This is a genomic window from Pseudomonas sp. FP2300, assembly GCF_030687595.1.
Lineage (GTDB): Bacteria > Pseudomonadota > Gammaproteobacteria > Pseudomonadales > Pseudomonadaceae > Aquipseudomonas > Aquipseudomonas bijieensis.
Window position 1 is genome coordinate 5,149,650 of record NZ_CP117440.1, and the last position, 18,860, is coordinate 5,168,509.

The 18,860-nt window shown below is 59.6% G+C and carries 16 protein-coding genes and 4 tRNA genes; 5 read left to right on the forward strand and 15 right to left on the reverse strand.

All coding sequences use genetic code 11. The features are described 5' to 3' along the window. Positions 1–119 precede the first annotated feature (119 nt). The 8 genes from PSH86_RS22760 to PSH86_RS22795 all read right to left on the reverse strand — a co-directional run bounded on the left by PSH86_RS22760 (position 120) and on the right by PSH86_RS22795 (position 8,717). Positions 120–479, reverse strand: coding sequence for a hypothetical protein (locus PSH86_RS22760; protein ID WP_305485098.1), 360 nt, complete (start codon positions 477–479; stop codon positions 120–122). Between the two features lie 179 nt (positions 480–658). Continuing rightward, positions 659–1,081, reverse strand: a complete 423-nt coding sequence (locus PSH86_RS22765; RefSeq protein ID WP_176689272.1) for a hypothetical protein — start codon at positions 1,079–1,081, stop codon at positions 659–661. An 11-nt stretch (positions 1,082–1,092) separates the two neighbouring features. Further along, on the reverse strand, positions 1,093–5,847 hold the full coding sequence (locus tag PSH86_RS22770) for an RHS repeat-associated core domain-containing protein (protein ID WP_305485100.1): 4,755 nt from the start codon (positions 5,845–5,847) through the stop codon (positions 1,093–1,095). Between the two features lie 187 nt (positions 5,848–6,034). Continuing rightward, positions 6,035–6,436 carry an SEL1-like repeat protein gene (locus PSH86_RS22775; protein WP_109754011.1) on the reverse strand — a complete coding sequence of 134 codons (402 nt, stop codon included), beginning with the start codon at positions 6,434–6,436 and terminating at the stop codon, positions 6,035–6,037. Next, complete coding sequence (locus PSH86_RS22780; protein WP_003179080.1) at positions 6,437–6,808, reverse strand: hypothetical protein; 372 nt, start codon at positions 6,806–6,808, stop codon at positions 6,437–6,439. Further along, complete coding sequence (locus PSH86_RS22785) at positions 6,805–7,146, reverse strand: helix-turn-helix domain-containing protein (protein ID WP_003204574.1); 342 nt, start codon at positions 7,144–7,146, stop codon at positions 6,805–6,807. Before PSH86_RS22785 ends, PSH86_RS22780 begins: the two co-directional genes overlap by 4 nt. Positions 7,147–7,260: 114 nt before the next feature. Continuing rightward, positions 7,261–7,710: a YkvA family protein gene (locus PSH86_RS22790; protein ID WP_109754010.1), complete on the reverse strand. Its 450-nt coding sequence runs from the start codon at positions 7,708–7,710 to the stop codon at positions 7,261–7,263. A 293-nt stretch (positions 7,711–8,003) separates the two neighbouring features. After that, the gene (locus tag PSH86_RS22795; protein WP_003204577.1) at positions 8,004–8,717 is read right to left on the reverse strand and encodes an FKBP-type peptidyl-prolyl cis-trans isomerase; all 714 of its coding nucleotides are present in this window, start codon (positions 8,715–8,717) and stop codon (positions 8,004–8,006) included. 269 nt (positions 8,718–8,986) lie between these two features. On the opposite strand from PSH86_RS22795, the gene PSH86_RS22800 reads away from it, so the two are divergent. Further along, positions 8,987–10,792 (forward strand): di-heme-cytochrome C peroxidase, encoded by a 1,806-nt coding sequence (locus PSH86_RS22800; RefSeq protein WP_305485104.1) that lies wholly within the window; start codon positions 8,987–8,989, stop codon positions 10,790–10,792. A gap of 31 nt (positions 10,793–10,823) precedes the next feature. Next, positions 10,824–11,960 (forward strand): catalase family protein, encoded by a 1,137-nt coding sequence (locus tag PSH86_RS22805; RefSeq protein WP_163857234.1) that lies wholly within the window; start codon positions 10,824–10,826, stop codon positions 11,958–11,960. 89 nt (positions 11,961–12,049) lie between these two features. Here the strand turns inward: PSH86_RS22805 and PSH86_RS22810 are convergent. From PSH86_RS22810 to PSH86_RS22825, 4 genes are all read right to left on the reverse strand, one after another. Beyond that, positions 12,050–12,126 (reverse strand) — tRNA-Asp (locus tag PSH86_RS22810). Positions 12,127–12,143: 17 nt separating this feature from the next. Continuing rightward, positions 12,144–12,219 (reverse strand) — tRNA-Val (locus tag PSH86_RS22815). Positions 12,220–12,394: 175 nt separating this feature from the next. Beyond that, positions 12,395–12,471: transfer RNA gene (locus tag PSH86_RS22820), tRNA-Asp, on the reverse strand. A 19-nt stretch (positions 12,472–12,490) separates the two neighbouring features. Beyond that, positions 12,491–12,566: transfer RNA gene (locus PSH86_RS22825), tRNA-Val, on the reverse strand. A gap of 160 nt (positions 12,567–12,726) precedes the next feature. On the opposite strand from PSH86_RS22825, the gene rdgC reads away from it, so the two are divergent. The 3 genes from rdgC (at position 12,727) to sugE (ending at position 15,205) form a co-directional block, all read left to right on the forward strand. Beyond that, positions 12,727–13,647 (forward strand): recombination-associated protein RdgC, encoded by a 921-nt coding sequence (gene rdgC, locus PSH86_RS22830; RefSeq protein ID WP_014339706.1) that lies wholly within the window; start codon positions 12,727–12,729, stop codon positions 13,645–13,647. A 146-nt stretch (positions 13,648–13,793) separates the two neighbouring features. Beyond that, the gene (locus tag PSH86_RS22835; RefSeq protein ID WP_305485109.1) at positions 13,794–14,762 is read left to right on the forward strand and encodes a bile acid:sodium symporter family protein; all 969 of its coding nucleotides are present in this window, start codon (positions 13,794–13,796) and stop codon (positions 14,760–14,762) included. Between the two features lie 128 nt (positions 14,763–14,890). After that, positions 14,891–15,205 carry a quaternary ammonium compound efflux SMR transporter SugE gene (sugE, locus tag PSH86_RS22840; protein WP_249015438.1) on the forward strand — a complete coding sequence of 105 codons (315 nt, stop codon included), beginning with the start codon at positions 14,891–14,893 and terminating at the stop codon, positions 15,203–15,205. Positions 15,206–15,277: 72 nt separating this feature from the next. Here the strand turns inward: sugE and PSH86_RS22845 are convergent, their stop codons facing one another. The 3 genes from PSH86_RS22845 to PSH86_RS22855 form a co-directional block, all read right to left on the reverse strand. Beyond that, positions 15,278–17,152, reverse strand: coding sequence for an MFS transporter (locus PSH86_RS22845; RefSeq protein ID WP_163857228.1), 1,875 nt, complete (start codon positions 17,150–17,152; stop codon positions 15,278–15,280). An 81-nt stretch (positions 17,153–17,233) separates the two neighbouring features. Beyond that, on the reverse strand, positions 17,234–18,382 hold the full coding sequence (locus tag PSH86_RS22850; RefSeq protein WP_305485115.1) for a TDT family transporter: 1,149 nt from the start codon (positions 18,380–18,382) through the stop codon (positions 17,234–17,236). Positions 18,383–18,485: 103 nt separating this feature from the next. Next, complete coding sequence (locus PSH86_RS22855; protein ID WP_305485117.1) at positions 18,486–18,797, reverse strand: cupin domain-containing protein; 312 nt, start codon at positions 18,795–18,797, stop codon at positions 18,486–18,488. Positions 18,798–18,860 lie beyond the last annotated feature (63 nt).

An 18,860-nucleotide genomic window follows, 5' to 3' on the forward strand; every position in this document is an offset into this window, starting at 1 on the left:
CGTACCACTGCCTCGGTTTGGGGGACTTTACATTTCCGGCGTGGATTTCTGTTGAACTTCCATTAGGTGTATACGAGCCGTATCTTCTGGACTTTCTCAAATGCAATTTCTCTATGAGTTTAGGATTCTGGAGCATTCTCTGACTGATAGCACTTGAGGCAGCTCAGCAATACTTCCATAAAGTGTCGCTGATCATGAATGCTTTGATCAAAATATGTATCCATATCTTCAAACAAATCATCAAAACTGCCGCCAACCTTCAGATAATAGTTGATTATTTCAATATATTTATCCTGCGCACCGGGCGGATAACGCAAAAATTCCGACTTAAGCAAAACATCAAACAACTCAGAGAGTTCAGAATCGATATTTATGTTTTTTGAAACTATCACCTCTTCCCGTTTCTCGTCGCAAACATTCTCAATATTAAACACAAACAACAACCCGATCAGCGGCATCATGCTTGGTTTGGGTTTCATTTTTTCGACCCTGTATAAACAGCTATTGGATCATCATTTTGATTCAATATTACTGAGAGCGCCGCCAGGGACGCTCCGCGTTCTGCTTCTGAAAGGTGACGCAGAGCGTAACGGGATGCGTTCCCACGCAGAGCGTATAATTCCGTCTTTTGTGACAGAACTCCTTTTCGGTAATTCAGCTATACATAATCCCAAGTAGACTTATCCTCAGACTCAGCCCTCCGGAGATCATCCGCCCATAGCTCACTCGCCAGTCTGTATATATCTTCAAAAAAAGTTCTTGGATTGTCCATTGTGTCCCACCCGTTGGGTAGCGATGAGCACTCCTGACAATCATGTTCTAGTAAAGCCTGAAAATCATAACCGCTGTCTCGCAGCGCTTCTTCTAAACTTTTATGCAATGCAAATTTTTGCCTGTACGTTATTTTCCAATTTTTAGATAGCGAGTATTTTAAGATTAGCGCCTCTCGATCTGTTGGGCTGTTGGGGTCATATTTTTCAAGCTCCTCCCCCAGCGTTTCTTCTCGATCATATATGTCAAAACAACCCAAAAAATACGCAGGTGTGGGTACATACGGTTGACCGGTGCTTGGATCGATCATTTTATAGCTTCCTATTTTATTGGATACAATGTAAATGGAACTTCGGTATCCCGATCAAACTTCATTTCTATGCGATTCATGTTGATCAATTTTGGATCGCTTGGATTTCTAGAATTTGGAATATATCCTTTCCCCGCGCCCGGCAAATCTGCCCGTAGATATTTGTTTCCGCTCTTGTCCACCAGTAGTTCATGCCCGCTATTCTTCTTCGCAATTGCTAATTCATAGGCCTTTAGCTGTAGTTCCCAACTATTAAACCTTGAACTTGGATTCCCCTTCCTATGCGAGGGGGTTCTACCAGTTAAGGGATCTGTACCGTCAATTGCCCGCCGCTTCCACACCTGATCTGAAACCGCAAGGCTATGTTTACTGACCATATGCATGCCTTGCTCCCGATCTAGACGCCTGACTTCTTTTTCGGCCAACTCAGCGGCGGTCGGCTTGGGCAGCGCAGGCTCCCCCTCATCCACCCCAACCTTAGCCGCCGGATCCTGATCCCCAACCGTCGGCCGACACCCACCCGTCCCCGGACAATCCACCAACCCCAACGGATCCACCCACCCCGTCGGGTTCAGGGTGTACCGATACCCATTGAGCCCACCCGCCAGTTTGCTCGGGTCGGGTGTGAGGTAGCGGCCGGTCTCGGGATTGTAGTAGCGGTGGCGGTTGTAGTGCAGGCCGCTTTCCGGGTCGAAGTACTGGCCCTGGAAACGCAAAGGTTGCTCAAGCTGTTCGCCGCCACCGTGCTTGAGTTCGGTGAGTTTGCCGTAGCCGTTGTAGCGCGCCGACCAGACGATCTGTCCGCTGTAACTGGTCAGTTCCTGGGGCGTGCCCAGGTGGTCGAGGTGGTAGTAGAACGGGCAGGCGTTCAGGCCTTCGCCGTCGAGCATCGCCAGTGGGCGGAAGGTGCCTGGTTCGTAGACGTAGCTGCGGTGGTGGCGCGGGCTGTTTTCGGCGACCAATTGATCGCCCTGCCAGAAAAACTCCGTGGTCAGGCCGTCCACGGTTTTGCTGATGCGTCGGCCGAAGGCGTCGTAGCGGTAGGACGTTTCGCGGCCGTCCGCCGTGGTGACGCCGATCAGGCGGTGTTGGCTGTCGTAGCGGTAGGCGCTGACCAGGGCCTGGCCGCGGCGCTCGCGAATCAGGTTGCCGAAGGCGTCGTAGTCGTAGTGGCGGTCGCCCTCCTTGAGCAGGCGGTTGCCCTTGAGGGTGGTCGGGCCGGGGCGGTCCTGCATCATCAGGTTGCCGGCCGGGTCATGGCAGAAGTGTTCCGGCGGCTCGCTGTGGGAAAAGTCGATGCGGGTCAGGCGATCCAGCGGGTCGTACTGGTAGCGGCGCCGGCTGCGGTTGTCGGAAAGGGTCTGCAGGTTGCCCCGGGGGCTGTAGGCATAATCGCGCCAGAACAGTTGCTGCTGTTGGCTCTGCCACACGGTCTGGGCCTTGAGGCGGCCCTGTTCGTCGTACGTGTAGTCGCTGAGCAGCCGGCCCTGCTGGCGTTGCCGTTCGCGACCGCCGTCAAATCGGTGTTCGGTCAAGCGCGAACCGTTGAGGTCGATGGCGGTCAGCGCGCCACCGGGGGCATGGTGGTAGTCGAGCTGGCTGTCGTCCGGCAAGCGCAGGTGGTTGAGGCGCCCGCAGGCGTCGTAGCGATAACGCAGGGTGCCCCAGCCCTGATGCTCGCAGACCAGCCGGTCCTGGGCGTCGTACTCGAAGGCCAGCGGACGATCGCTGCCGTCGTTGACGTGGACCAACCGGCCCAGTTCGTCGTAGCGGTACTCGATGGCCTGGCCGTCGGGCAAGGTCTTGACCCGCAGCCGCCCGGCCGCGTCACGCTGGTAGCGGGTGACCCATTGCGAACCGTCCTCGCCGTGTTCGGTTTTCTCCCGCAAGTGGCCGTTGAGGTCGTAGGTGTAGGTGGTGCGTTGGCCGTCGAAGCCGACTTGCTGTCGGATCAAGCCGTTGGGCGTGTAGTCCAACTGATATTTTTCGCCGGATTCGTTTTCGATCTCGGTCAGCAGCAGCCGCGCCGAGTCGTAGCGGTATTTCAGTTCGCTGCCATCGGGGTTCAGGCGACGGCTGACCAGGTGCAGGTCGTCGGCGTATTCGTAGCGAGTGAGGCGGCCCTGTTCATCGCGCTCGGCGGTGACCTTGCCGTAGGCGTTGTAGCTCCAGGTCCGGGTGGCGCCGCTGGGCAAGGTCACTTGCAGCAGTCGGCCGACAGCGTCCCATCGGTAATGCGTGAGGGCGCCGTGTTCGTCCTTGCGGCTGAGCAAACGCCCCAGGGCGTCGTAGGAAAAACACCGACGCCCGCCATCGGGCAGGATCTCTTCGGTCAGTTGGCCCAGGCGACTCCAGGCGAACCGATGTTCGCCGCCGTCCGGGTCATACCTCGCCAGCAGTTGCCCGTGGCCGTCGTAGGCATATTCCGTGCGCCGGCCATCCGGATCGATGCTCACGATCACATCGCCCCGGGCATTGCGCCGGTAGGTCCACACGGCCTGGCCACGGGAACGGGTATGCAGGAAACCGTTGCGGTATTCGTAGGACGTCGGCGCTTCGTCCGCTGGCATCAGCGCCACCAGCCGTCCGACGTCGTCGTAGCGGTACTCGCAGACCGCTCCCAGCGGATCCTGCTCGGCGATCAGCCGGCCCTGTTCGTCATAGGCCTTGAGGTGCTCGCCGCCGTCGGGCTCGACCTTGCGCACCAGCCGCGCCCGGTCGTCGTGGACGTAAACTTCCTGGCTGCCATCCAGGTGCCGGACCGTGACGCTGCCGTCCTTGCCCCAGGTGTAGCGGCTGTCCATCTGCGCAAACGAGGCCCAATGCCGGACGCAGCGGGAGGCCGGCCCGAGGCCTTGCCATTCCCAGTAGAAACTCGCCCCGCCGGCCAATTGCCGCTGGAGGATGACGTGTCGGTCGTCGTAGTCGTAGCGTTCGCTTTCGCCGGCGGCATTGGTCGCTTCGATCAGTCGGAAACGTCCGTCGTAGCGGTAGGACACCAGCGTCTGCTCGGTCCGCCAGGCTTCGTCGAGGGTGATGGCCGGGTGGAAGCTCTGGTAGTCGACGGCGATCAGGTGACGCTGCTCGTAGCGCAGGCGCAGGGCGCGGCCGGCGCCGTTGTCCAGGCGGCTGATGTCGCCATGGATGTTGCGCTGGACCGTCAGGCGGTTGTCGTGGCGATCGCTGAGGGCCACCAGGTGGCCGTCGCGAAAGTGCAGGAACGCGGCGTCCGCACCGGCTTGGGCAACGATCAGTTCGTCCGACTCGGTACCGAGGTAGATCGCCGCCCGGGCCAGGCTGTTGTGGATCGCCGGACGCTGGGCGTTGGGCAGTGGAAAGGTGGTGCGCCGGTTCTCCTGGTCGACCCAGATGACCTGCTCGCCGTCGAGCTCCAGGCGATGGGCCAGGGCATGGCTCCAGCCACGCCCGAGCCCGACGTCCAGGTCGGCGGCGCTGGTGCGGTACAAACGGGTGAAGACAAACGGCAAGCGGCCATCGAGGGTGCCGTCGTCGAGGGTCAGCAGTTCTTCGCCGGTGACCATCGACACCGGGCAGCCGCTGGTCTGGGTCTGGGCCGCGGTGTCGGCGCTGTCGCCATTGGGGTTTTTCGATTGGGTTGGGGCGTCGTCGTGGGGTTCGTGTTTTTTCAAAGTGGTGTTGCGTTGTGCATCCCAGCGCAACTGCATCCGACCTTTCTTGACCCCCGCCGCAATACCTCGGGCCGCCACCGTTTTGTAGCGATCCACGTAGGTCATGAAGCCGTTGACCACCGCGAAGATCCCACGGATGAAACGCTGCATGGCACCCAGCAGGTGCACGCCCACATTTCCCAGGCGCATCGACAGATAAGCGATACCAGCCCCCGCCCCGGTGAAGGTCAGGACTACGCCGATCAACAGATCGATCAACAACTGCACCGTCACCCTCGACAAGGCTTCGGCCGTTTCGCCCGCGACCTCACTGGGCGGCAGCATGTCCAGCCAGAGACTGGCGGTACGCACCAACAGGCATAAAGCCGCTTCGTCGCTGGCCAGCAGTTGCAGCTTGGCCATCACCTGCGGCGTTTTTTCCGCCAGCTCTTCTAGCTGCCTGGCGCTTTCGCCCAACCGCTCAACGAACTGACCAGGGTCCTTGAGGATGTCCGAGAGCAAGCTGATGCTGTCCCACACACTTTCAATCGCCGCCCAACTACCGGCGAGCAACCCGTTCCCCACCGCAGCCGCCGACGTTGCCAAGGACTGCTGTGCCCATCGCGGCTTGAAGCCTTGCCATTCGCCGCGCAGCCAGTCCGTCAGATCGCGGGTCACGCCATCGTAGGAAGAAAACAGTTGCTCGATGTGCTGGGGAGATACCTCGCCCTGAACGTGTACCCGATAGGACTTACCCGCCTCGCCCTGGAAGGTCCCCAGCCCCTGGGCATCGAGGGTGACTGGCGTGACCTTGCCGCTGTCCACGTCCACCACATCCACCACGATGTCGCCCAGCGGGATGTCGTACACCGACTCGAACTTGCTTTCGATCGTCATCGTCCCGCCGTGGGGACACTGAACAACCGTGGAGAGGAAATCATCGTCACCGGTGCTGACAGCGGTGGTGCTGTCGCCGAAGCGGATCACCCGCTCCATGCCCATCAGCGAGGGCAAGTCGGCGGCATGACTGGCCCGGTCCGCCGCTCGGCTGTACCAGCGTGCGAGTTGTTCGCGATAGACCGACAGAGTGTCGTTGAAGCTGTCGAGTTCCTGCTCGATACGGCTCACCTGATCCATCAGGACGGGGCTCGCTCAAGGGCCGGCAGGAAAAAACGGTCGAACATGGGCAAACGTCTCGCAGCGCTCAAGGAGCGCGAGATTTTGCCGGGGATGAGTGGAGAGTTAAGTCAGGGGAAGGAGATAGAGCGCGTAGGGCGATTCGCTAAATTAGTCTGATTTGCACACGAATAGCCTGTGGATAACTCTAGAGATCCTGATCTTCAAGTGATTTGAGCTTGATCTCGGCCAATGGATGCCCGGCTTTCGCCGCCAAGGTCCACCAACGTGCCGCTTCAACCGGGTCTGGCGTCTTGCTGGCTGTACCGGCCAGGCTGATCACGCCAACCTGGTAGGCCGCCTTGCCATCCCCAGCCAATGCCGCCAGCCGCAGCAGGCGAATCCCTTCTTCACGGGCACCCAGCCCTTGGCCGCGAAACGTGAGGATGTGCCCATAGAAGCTTTGCGCACCGACGTCGCCCAGGTTCGCCATGCGGGAAAACTGGCCCTCGAGCCAGGCCCAGCCACGCGGCTGGCGGACGAACCAGGACCAATGAAACAACCGACGCGCCAGCCAGTAACCGCCCCGCGCCTTGAGTCGCCAGAGCATTCAGGCCTCCGCCGACTCGGGGTACTCGTATTCAAAAACCCGAACCACTTCCGAAGCGTGCCAGGAGGCTGCGGCCACGCCATCGGAAGGCCCGGAAAAGCGACCCAGGCGCTCAACGCACTCAAAGAACCCGGTTCGCGGCAAACGACTGGCGCCCTGGCTGATCACCAATGAACTGCGCAACGGCTGTTCCGCCCGGGCGTCCAGCGCAGCCAGGTGTTCAAGGGCCGCAGTCAAGGTCTGCATGGCCGGGCTGGGCAGTTGCAAGCGCTCCAGCAACGCTCGGTAAGTCAACAAATGGCGCTGGCGACGCGCCTGGTCCAATTCACCCAACAACCCATCCCAATGCTGCCGACTGATGCGTACGCTCACGATTCTTCCCTCCAACCCGGCACCGTCAACTCCCAGGCCAGACTGCGCCGAATCGCGGCATCGGGCTGACGCTCGCCGCTCTCGATCAAGGCCAGATAAGACGGGCTGATACCTACCGTGCGGGCCAACGCCTCAATGGCGATGCCCTTCCCTTCGCGCAAACTGCGTAATTGATCCAGGCCAGGGAGAACCTGGCCGGGTGCCGCCGCGTGACGGACTGTCGCCTCGCGCGGCGGTGCTTGATCGATGCCTGCTGCCTTCAACAAAGACTGGTACTGATCCCACGGCAAAACCGCGTACTCGGGCTCTCCGTCACGTGTGATTATTTGAATATCCATGTCTACCCCGTAGGACAACAACACTTAGCGAGTCAGCCTTTTTCCTTGGAAGTGTAATCCTAATACCGGCTAAGGTCGCGGTGCGATGAATTCTCAGGGGCAATTGCTAGCGAATCAGGTCTTTTTCTGGCTTTGGAGTTGTTCCGGGGTATCGGGAAGCCTTTCGACCTGGGCCAGCTTCTCGGGGGATTGTCGATAGCGCCAGGCGCGGAAAGCCTCGAGTTCAACGTCGAGGGTTTTCATGACCCATGCCAGCACCGCGATATCGTCGAACATGCCAAACATCGGCAAGATATCCGGAATCGCGTCCAGAGGACTGAGGAAGTACATGAGCCCTGCCACCACCGACAACATCGACTTGGCACTGACAGCGCGGTATTCGCCCCGCCAGTAGGCCAGGCACAGGGCCTGCAGCAGACGCAGGTCCTCCTTGAGTTTGCCCAACCGCCCGCCCTCCCGGGCACCTTTGCTGGCGACGGCAAACAGCAATGTCGGCAATCGACCGCGGGCCAGCAGGCGGCCTGCCAAGGGCAGAAATCGCGCAAAATTCCACGGGGCCTTCATTTTTTCTCCCACTGAAATGTTATCCACACAAATTGTGGATAACCTTGTGAACAGAGCTGCATTTCCGCGCTGAAGCCCCCGTTTCATAAGGCCCCGGCTTAGATCGGGCGTTTTTTACTCACATAAAAAAACCCAATATTTCATTGACTTGACCGGCTGACTGCGTCTAGCCCAGCGCCTGTATTGCCTATGACTGCAGCCTGCATCGTGCGTTCGGTTTTTTTGCCATTTGCCGCAGCCCAGATGCGACAACGCCCCGCATAAGCGAGGCGTTGTCGTTATAGCAGACGCGATTACTTGGCTGCGTCTTCTTTTGCCGGATCCTTGATCGCCAGCAGTTCCAGGTCGAACACCAGGACCGAATTGGCCGGAATAGCCGGGCTCGGGCTCTGGGCGCCGTAGGCCAGGTCGCTCGGGATGTACAGCTTGTACTTCTCGCCGACGTGCATCAGTTGCAGGCCTTCGACCCAACCCGGGATCACGCCGCTGACCGGCAGGTCAATCGGGCTGCCACGTTCAACGGAGCTGTCGAATACGGTGCCGTTGGTCAGCTTGCCGGTGTAGTGAACAGTCACGACGTCAGTCGGCTTAGGCTGTGGACCGTCGGCTTTCTTGACCACTTCGTACTGCAGGCCGGAAGCGGTGGTGGTGACACCGGCTTTCTTGCCGTTTTCTTCAAGGAACTTCTTGCCGGCAGCAGCCGACTCTTCGCTCATCTTGGCCATGCGCTCTTCGGCACGCTTTTGCAGTGCGGCAAAGGCTTCGACCAGTTCTTCGTCCTTGAGCTTCTGTTCTTTCTTGCCGACGGCATCTTCGATGCCCTGGGCGACCGCTTTGGAGTCCAGGTCGTCCATACCTTCCTGAGCCAGGCTCTTGCCCATGTTCAGGCCAATACCGTAGGAAGCTTTCTGCGCCGGGGTCTTCAGCTCTACGCTGGTCTGCGAGTCGCAACCCGCGAGTACCAGGCCAACCAGGGCCACCGCCGCCGCCAACCGATGCTGTTTCATGCTATTTCCTTGTTCATGCGCCTAAAGGGCAATCGAATAAAGCCGCGAGCTTATCAGGCGGCCACGACCAATGGCTACCGGCATGTGAGCCGCAAAGTAACGATAAGTTCAGGCCTGCAAACGCTTTTTAACCCTGTACGAATGAAGCATCTGTCATCTGCGACGTACAGGGACAAATTGCCGCTCCCCTACAGGCCAGGGGTAATGGCCACTTGCCCGCCGCGCGGCACTGAGGCATAAGGACATATCAAAAAAACAAGGACGTTACCGTGCGCCTTCTCTCTCGCATTCTCTTGCTGCTTCTCGCGCTGCTGATCGTCGTCGTGGCCGTGGTGCTTTATTACGTCGCCAATCCTCGCTTGCCGTTCTATACGCCCGTCGAACAGGTGCATTACCTGGATCAATGGAGCGCCGCCGAGCGCCAGACGTATTACTTCACCCCCCAGGGCACCCAGGTCAAAGGCCTGCGCTACGACTGGTTCACCGCCCTCGAATTGCCATTCTCGCAACAACGCTTCGCTTCGCCCGAGTACCTGGCGCGCTTTGGCTTCCTGGTCGATCCGGCGCAGAAAGCCTCGCCTGACAATCCCGGCAATTTGCCGGTAGGGTTTGCACGGCACCAGAATCCGGGCAGCAGCGAGCAGTTCCTGGATATCACCTGCGCGGCGTGTCATAGCGGCGAATTGCGCTTCAAAGGCCAGGCGATACGGATCGATGGCGGCTCGGCTCAGCATGTGCTGCCTTCCAGTGTTCCTACATTACGCGGTGGCAGTTTCGGACAGGCATTGGTCGCCAGTCTGGCATCTACCTACTACAACCCATGGAAATTCGAGCGCTTCGCCCGCCAGGTGCTGGGCAAGGACTACGATGCCCGCCACGAGGAATTGCGCAAGGCGTTCAAGGTCTCCCTGGACACGTTCCTGCGGGTGGCCTGGAACGATACCCATCGCGGCCTCTACCCCACCGAAGAGGGCCCGGGCCGTACCGACGCCTTCGGCCGCATCGCCAATGCCAGCTTCGGCGATGCCATTTCGGCAGAGAACTACCGGGTCGCCAACGCACCGGTGGATTACCCGCAACTATGGGACATATGGACGTTCGACTGGGTGCAGTGGAACGGATCAGCCCAGCAACCGATGGCCCGCAACGTCGGTGAAGCGCTGGGGGTTGGCGCCACGCTGAGTTTCTTCGACGCCCAAGGCAAACCACTGCAAGGCGATGCGCGCTACCCCTCCAGCGTGCGTGTGCGCGACTTGAACAAGATCGAGGAAACCCTGCAACTGCTCAAGCCCCCGGTGTGGCCGGAAGCGCTGCTGGGTGCGATCGATAAACCGTTGGCGGCCAAGGGCCGGGCCCTGTTCAGCGAAAACTGCGCCGGCTGCCATGTGCCCAAAGTGGTCCAGGGCCCCGACAGGCCGGTGCAACAACTGCATATGCTGCCGATACAGGTGATCGGCACCGACCCGGGCACCGCCAACAACATCGCTGACCACCGCTTCGACCTGACCAGCCTGCAATGGGATCCGGCCGAGCTGGCGAAGCTGGAAGTGCAACTGCACCCGACCCCGACGGAGCCACTGGACCTGAGCCAACTCTCGGTCGCCAAAGGCCTGGCCTACGTCACGGCATTCGTGGAAAACCGCGCCTACCGCGATGCCGGCGTCACCCCCGCCGAGCGCCCGGCCCTGGACGGTTTCGGCCTGCCCATCGGTGTACGCGAATTGCGCGCCTACAAGGCCCGGCCGTTGGCGGGTGTCTGGGCCACGCCACCGTTCCTGCACAACGGCTCGGTGCCGACGATCTATCAATTGCTGTCGCCTCAGGACGAACGCGCAATCACTTTCTATAAAGGCAACTTCGAATACGACCCACGCCACCTGGGCTATCGCACCGAAGCCTTTACCAACGGTTTCCTCTTCGATACCCGGATTACCGGCAATCACAACAGCGGCCATGAATTCCGCGCGGGCGAGCGAGGCAATGGCGTCATTGGCCGCTTGCTGCAACCGCAGGAACGCTGGGCCTTGCTGGAGTATTTGAAGGTGCTGGGCGGGCCGTTGGAGTCGCAACTGTAATGATGAACCCCACAGGTAAAAGGATGTTGGCATGTTGATCACCCTCTGGCTGCGCCTCGGCGCCTTTTTGGGCAAGACGCTCCTGTGGCTGCTGGGCATCGGGTTGCTCTGCTGGGCCTTGTCCTCGGCCTGGTTCGCCTGGCAACACCGCGGGCCGGTCTCGGACAAGGAGCAGATTGCACCCGGCGAAACCGCCATGACCCAGGACATCATTCAGACCGCTATTCGCATCGTCGACCAGCACCGTGAAGGCACGCGCTACCTGCGTGACGCCCATGCCAAGGCCCACGGCTGTGTCATGGCCGAAGTCCAGGTGCCGAACGACCTGCCGGCCCCCTTGCGCCAGGGAGTCTTTGCCGAACCGGGGAAGACCTGGCAAGCGACGATTCGCCTGTCCAACGGCAACGCCTATCCGCAGTTCGACAGCCTGCGCGATGCCCGTGGGATGGCGATCAAGCTGCTGGATGTGCCCGGCAAACAGCTGCTGGCGGATCGGCAATCACACGGCGAGCAGGACTTCGTGATGTTCAATCATCCGAACTTCTTCGTCAGTGACGTCGCTGAATATCGCCAGAATGTGGCCGCCCAGGCTGACGGGAAGAAGGCGATGGCTTTCTTTCCGAGCCTGGACCCGCGCACCTGGCAGATCCGCCATCTGTTCATCGCCCTGGCGACACTCTCGCCGCCTCCGGCCAGCCCGACCCAGACCACTTACTTCTCGGTGTCGCCCTACAAGTTTGGTGAGGCCAATGCCAAGTTTCGCGTAGCACCGGACCCGGATAGCTGCCCGGCCTATACGCTGCCCGCACAAAACCAGGACCTGCCGAATTTCTTGCGTAGCGCGCTGAACCAGCAGTTATCCACAGACCGGGTGCCGGCATGTTTTGTCTTGCAGATCCAGCGCCAGGATCCGAGCAAGTACATGCCGATCGAAGACACCAGTATTGAATGGCAGGAAAGTGACGCACCGTTCGAGACCGTGGCCCACATCAAGGTGCCGGCCCAGGATTTCGACACACCCAAGCTGAACCTGGCCTGCGACAACCAGTCGTTCAACCCCTGGTTCGGCATCGAGGCCCATCGCCCCATTGGCGGTATCAACCGCTTGCGTAAAGCGGTGTATGAGGCAGTCAGCGATTACCGTCACAGCCGTAACGCTGAGCAATAGAGGCAGGCAAATGCCAGACAGCAAAAAGCCCGCTCAATGAGCGGGCTTTTTGTGGGTACCTGGCGTTCAGCGTTCCAGGTGACCGAATATGGCGCAGCGGACGGGACTCGAACCCGCGACCCCCGGCGTGACAGGCCGGTATTCTAACCGACTGAACTACCGCTGCGCGTAACATTGAAAGTTTGGTGGGTGATGACGGGATCGAACCGCCGACATTCTGCTTGTAAGGCAGACGCTCTCCCAGCTGAGCTAATCACCCTTCACTTTCGATGCGGGGCGCATTCTCTCACATTTTTTTGTAACATGCTGATTTAATTAGCAAATTCAGCAAAAAACATGAGCAACGCACACCGCAGGAACTGCAAACAGCAAAAAGCCCGCGTTAGCGGGCTTTCTGTGGTGACCTGGCGTTCAGTGTTCCAGATAACCGAATATGGCGCAGCGGACGGGACTCGAACCCGCGACCCCCGGCGTGACAGGCCGGTATTCTAACCGACTGAACTACCGCTGCGCGTAACACGTTGAACGAATGGTGGGTGATGACGGGATCGAACCGCCGACATTCTGCTTGTAAGGCAGACGCTCTCCCAGCTGAGCTAATCACCCTTCGCTTTCGGTGTGGCGCGCATTCTACGGAGCACTCTTTAAGCTGGCAAGCACTTTTTAAATTAATTTTTTCAGGCCTTCCAAAGGCTTAGCGAAGGGTTGGCCTATGGCGCCGCGAAGAGAATAATGCCCCCCTTTGTATAAAGGAGAGACTCACCCCATGTGGTTCAAAAACCTGCTTATCTATCGCCTGACCCAAGATCTGCCTTTTGATGCCGAGGCGTTGGAAACTGCACTGGCCAGCAAACTGGCGCGTCCATGTGCAAGCCAGGAGTTGACCACTTACGGTTTCGTCGCGCCGTTTGGCAAAGGCGAAGACGCGCCGCTGGTGCACGTCAGCCAGGATTTCCTGCTGATCGCCGCGCGCAAGGAAGAACGCATCTTGCCAGGCAGCGTCGTACGCGATGCCTTGAAGGAAAAGGTCGAAGAGATCGAAGCCGAGCAAATGCGCAAGGTCTATAAAAAGGAACGGGACCAGCTCAAGGATGAAATCATCCAGGCGTTCCTGCCGCGTGCGTTCATCCGTCGCTCGTCCACCTTCGCCGCCATCGCGCCGAAACAGGGCCTGATCCTGGTGAACTCGGCCAGCCCGAAACGCGCCGAAGACCTGCTCTCGACCCTGCGCGAAGTCATCGGCTCGCTGCCGGTCCGCCCGCTGACGGTCAAGATGGCCCCCACCGCGACCATGACCGACTGGGTCAAGACCCAGAAAGCCGCAGATGATTTCTTCGTGCTGGATGAATGCGAACTGCGCGACACCCACGAAGACGGTGGCATCGTGCGCTGCAAGCGCCAGGACCTGACCAGCGACGAAATCCAGCTGCACTTGAACACCGGCAAAGTGGTGACACAACTGTCGCTGGCCTGGCAGGACAAGCTGTCCTTCGTGCTCGACGACAAAATGGTGGTCAAGCGCCTGAAGTTCGAAGACCTGCTGCAAGACCAGGCGGAGCAGGACGGTGGCGACGAGGCCCTTGGCCAACTGGACGCCAGTTTCACCCTGATGATGCTGACGTTCGGCGAGTTCCTGCCGGCGCTGGTTGAGGCGTTGGGTGGGGAAGAGATTCCGCAGGGGATCTAAAGGCTGTTGAGCTCTAGTGTGGGAGCGGGCTTGCTCGCGAAGGCGGTGTGTCAGCTAACAAATATGCCGGCTGGCACACCGCCTTCGCGAGCAAGCCCGCTCCCACATTGGTTTTGTGGTGCTACTTAAATAATAAGGATCAGGTCATGCGCGCATTGGCTGCATTGAGTCGCTTCGTCGGCAATACCTTCGCTTACTGGGTACTGATTTTCGCCGTCGTGGCGTTTGTGCAGCCGGCCTGGTTCATTGGTCTGAAAAGCGCCATCGTGCCGCTGCTCGGGCTGGTGATGTTCGGCATGGGCCTGACCCTCAAGCTCGATGACTTCGCCGAAGTCGCACGTCATCCCTGGCGCGTGGCCCTGGGCGTCGTCGCGCATTTCGTGATCATGCCCGGTGTGGCGTGGTTGCTCTGCCAGGTGTTCCACCTGCCGCCGGAAATCGCCGTCGGCGTCATTCTCGTGGGCTGCTGCCCAAGCGGCACCTCGTCGAATGTCATGACCTGGCTGGCTCGGGGTGACTTGGCTCTGTCGGTGGCCATCGCCGCCGTCACCACCCTGCTCGCTCCACTGCTGACCCCGGCGCTGATCTGGTTGCTGGCCTCGGCCTGGTTGCCGGTGTCGTTCATGGAGCTGTTCTGGTCGATCCTGCAAGTGGTGCTGCTGCCGATCGTATTGGGCGTGGTGGCGCAACGGCTGCTAGGGGACAAGGTACGGCATGCGGTGGAGGTGTTGCCGCTGGTGTCGGTGGTGAGCATCGTCATCATCGTCACCGCCGTAGTGGCCGCCAGCCAGGCGAAAATTGCCGAATCGGGCCTGCTGATCATGGCCGTGGTAATGCTGCACAACAGCTTCGGCTTTTTGCTCGGTTATTTCACCGGGCACTTGTTCAAGCTGCCGCTGGCCCAACGTAAATCCCTGGCCCTGGAAGTGGGCATGCAGAACTCCGGCCTCGGCGCGGCGTTGGCCAGTGCACACTTTTCGCCGCTGGCGGCGGTACCCAGCGCGCTGTTCAGCGTCTGGCACAATATTTCCGGGGCGCTGCTCTCGACGTATTTCCGACGCATGAGTGAAAAACAGGACCGCGAAACCCTCGCCGCCCGGCAGACAGCCGACTGAAGCAGACTTGATCGAGTGGTCAGTAATTGGCACTATCCATCCAGCGCGGGGACGACCCCGCCACTCGATCAGGCTCCCGATCGAGTGCCTAATCCGGGGACGACCCCATCCATCGATGGAGGTATGTGATGTCCTGGATCATTCTGTTTTTTGCCGGCCTGTTCGAAGTCGGCTGGGCGGTCGGCCTGAAGTACACCGACGGTTTCAGCCGCCCTCTTCCCACTGCACTGACAATCACCGCCATGGCGATCAGCCTCGGCCTACTGGGCCTGGCGATGAAGGAATTGCCATTGGGTACGGCCTATGCGATCTGGACCGGGGTCGGTGCCGTGGGTACGGTGATCGCCGGGATCATTTTGTTTGGTGAGTCGATGGCGCTGGTTCGCCTGGCCAGCGTGGCGTTGATCATTGCCGGGTTGATCGGCCTCAAGGTCAGCGCCTGAGTTCTCCTTCTGGAGCAAAAACCTGTGGGAGCAAAGCTTGCTCCCACAGGCCTTCTCCTCCAGCCTTTCGTCCTAGCGGACAGTCCCGCGCAATTGCCCCACCATCGCCTGCAGTTTCGCCGGTTCCGCCTCTTCAACGGCTACTGCCGAACCCGCCACCAACGTCACCCGCGACCAGAACCGGCGAAACAGCCCCTTGGCCGGGTCGCGACTGAAGAAACTGCCCCACAAGCCCTGCAGCGCCAGGGGGATCACCGGCACCGGGGTTTCCTGGAGGATGCGTGTCAGTCCGCTCTTGAACTCATTGATCTCACCGTCACCGGTCAATTTTCCTTCAGGGAAAATACAGACCAACTCACCGTCCTTCAGGTATTGGGCGATTCGCTTGAAGGCTTTTTCGTAGATATGAATGTCTTCCTGACGCCCGGCAATCGGAATCGTCCCGGCTGTGCGGAAGATGAAATTCAACACCGGCAGGTTGTAGATCTTGTAGTACATCACGAAACGAATCGGCCGACGCACTGCACCACCAATCAGCAAGGCATCGACGAAGGACACGTGGTTGCAGACCAGCAACGCAGCGCCTTCATCGGGAATCGCCTCCAGGTTGCGATGTTCCACACGGTACATGGAATGGCTCAGCAGCCAGATCATGAAGCGCATGCTGAACTCGGGGACGATCTTGAAGATGTAGGCGTTGACGCCGATGTTGAGCAACGACACCACCAGGAACAACTGGGGGATCGACAACTTCGCCAGGCTCAGCAACACGATGGAGACGATGGCCGAGATCACCATGAACAACGCGTTGAGAATGTTGTTGGCGGCAATCACCCGCGCCCGCTCGTTCTCGACGGTGCGCGACTGGATCAGCGCATACAGCGGCACGATGTAGAAACCACCGAAGACACCCAGTCCAAGGATGTCGATCAACACCAGCCAGGCGTGACCGAAGCCGAGCACTTCAAGCCAGCCGTGGCCCTCGACGCTGTCGGGAATCCCGCCGGAGTGCCACCACAACAACAGGCCGAACACCGTCAGCCCGAATGAGCCGAACGGCACCAGGCCGATCTCGACTTTGCGCCCGGAAAGCTTCTCGCAGAGCATCGAACCCAAGGCGATCCCCACCGAAAACACGGTCAGGATCAAGGTCACCACGGTTTCATCACCGTGCATCCACTCTTTGGCGTAGGCCGGAATCTGCGTCAGGTAGATCGCGCCGACGAACCAGAACCAGGAGTTGCCGACAATCGAACGGGATACCGCAGGGGTCTGTCCCAAGCCCAGTTTCAGGGTGGCCCAGGATTGGCTGAAGATGTTCCAGTTCAGGCGCATTTGCGGCGAAGCCGCCGCCGCGCGCGGAATACCGCGACTGGCCAGATAACCGAGCACGGCGATGCCGACGATCGCGGCGGACACCACGGGAGCGTAATGTGCCGAGGACATCATGATCCCCGCGCCGATGGTGCCCGCGAGGATCGCCAGGAACGTGCCCATCTCCACCAGGCCGTTGCCGCCGACCAGTTCATCCTCGCGCAAGGCCTGCGGCAGGATCGAATATTTCACCGGGCCGAACAGCGCCGAATGCGTGCCCATGGCAAACAGCGCCACCAGCATCAACGACAAATGGTCGAACAGAAAACCCACCGCGCCCACCGCCATGATGACGATTTCGCCGAGCTTGATCAGACGAATCAATGCGTCCTTGGCGAATTTTTCCCCGAACTGCCCCGCCAGCGCCGAGAACAGAAAGAACGGCAGGATGAACAGCAATGCGCAGAGGTTGACCCAGATCGAACGGTCGCCGTCGATGGTCAACTTGTAGAGGATGGCGAGAATCAACGACTGCTTGAAAATGTTGTCGTTGAACGCGCCCAAGGACTGCGTGATGAAGAACGGCAGGAAACGCCGCGTGCGAAGCAAGGTGAACTGCGAAGGGTGACTCATCTTCCATGTTCCTGAGTGGCGTGGACGCTTATTGGAATGAACGTTTTTCGATCCAGGCCACACATTACCTGTCTTTAGCGATTATTTCGCCAGCCCCGCAATGCACGGCGATACAAACAACTCGCCGTGCCAGGCGCCCAAGACCGTACGCCGCCCAACGATTAGCCACATCACCACCAGCATCACCACCAGCACGCAACCGAACACGCGGAAAAATTCCAGGCCGAGCAAGTCCGCCAGCTTCAGCGTGGTCAGCGCATACACACCCAAGGGAAAGGTAAAGCCCCACCAGCCAAGGTTGAAGGGAATGCCGGTCCGTAGATAACGCGCAGTAATCAACAGCGCCATCAACATCCACCACAACCCCAGGCCCCACAGCGTAATGCCAGCCACCAAGCCTAGCCCGGCGGCAATTTCGCCCACGCCGGGAAAGCCATTGGCGGCAAAAATCAGCGGAGCGTCGCTGCCTAACAGCAACATGCCCAGGGCGCCGGTGCCAATCGGGCCTAGGGCCAGCCAACTCGAGGCGGCCATGTTTTCGTGGGGCAGTTTGTGCAGGGCCATGCGCAACAGCAAGATCGTCAGAATGCTGAATGCTACCGGTAGGGAAAAGGCCCAGAGCACGTAGCTGGTCACCAACATGACCAGTTGCCCATGAGTATCGGCCAGGTGCGGGGCCAACAGCCCACCGCTGGCGGCGGCGACTTCGGCGGCCACCACTGGCAACAGCCACACGGCGGTCATCTGGTCGATGCGGTGTTCCTGGCGGGTAAACATCAGGAACGGAATCAGCACACCGCAGGCCACGGACATGGCCACGTCGAGCCACCATAACGCCTCGGCCAACGGCAGCACACCGTCGCCCCAACGCGGCAGCCCAAATACCAGAAAGCCATTGATGATCGTCGCCAGCCCCATGGGAATGGTGCCGAAAAACATCGAAACCGTTGAGTGGCCGAAAACCCGTCGCGCCTCGTCGAAGAACAACACCCAACGGGCCGCATACAAACCGGTGAACACCACGAACAACAGGATATTGAACAACCACAAACCTTCACCCAACAGGCGCAGGCCCGATACATTTCCGGGCCACTGCGCCAAGGCCAACGCGAGCACACCGGTACCCATGACCACGGCGAACCAGTTGGGTGTGAATTGGCGAATGGCCTCCAGCGGCCTGGGCAAATGGCTCAAGGGACGAAACCGGCGCTTGGCGGTGCAACATGTCATGGCGAACTCCTGTCCTCGGATGAGGTGGAGCCATGCTAGAGCCGAATCGAATATCTATATAACGGGTAATTTCTGTATGTGTTATCTGTTTTACAGATAACACTCAAACACTGCCCTCGGTCTCGATCACCAGGATTCGCGCCTCTCCCAGCGGCTTGGCGACGTGCTCGGTGCCCACTGACGCGTAGAAAATATCCCCGGCGTCCAGCACGGTATCTTTTTCTATACCACCCTCCCGATAGCACATCTGCACTTGCCCATCGAGCACCACGAAGACTTCCTGACCGTCATTGATGTGCCATTTGTACGGCTGATCGGTCCAGTGCAGGCGCGTGGTGATGCTGTTCATGTTGGCGATATCCAGCGCTGCCCAGGCGCGCTCGCCGGTGAAGGATTTGCTGCGGATAATTTTCAAAGGGATCGCCCGGAAAAATGCTGAGACGCCAAGACTAACCCACTGCCAGCGGCGCCTGCACTC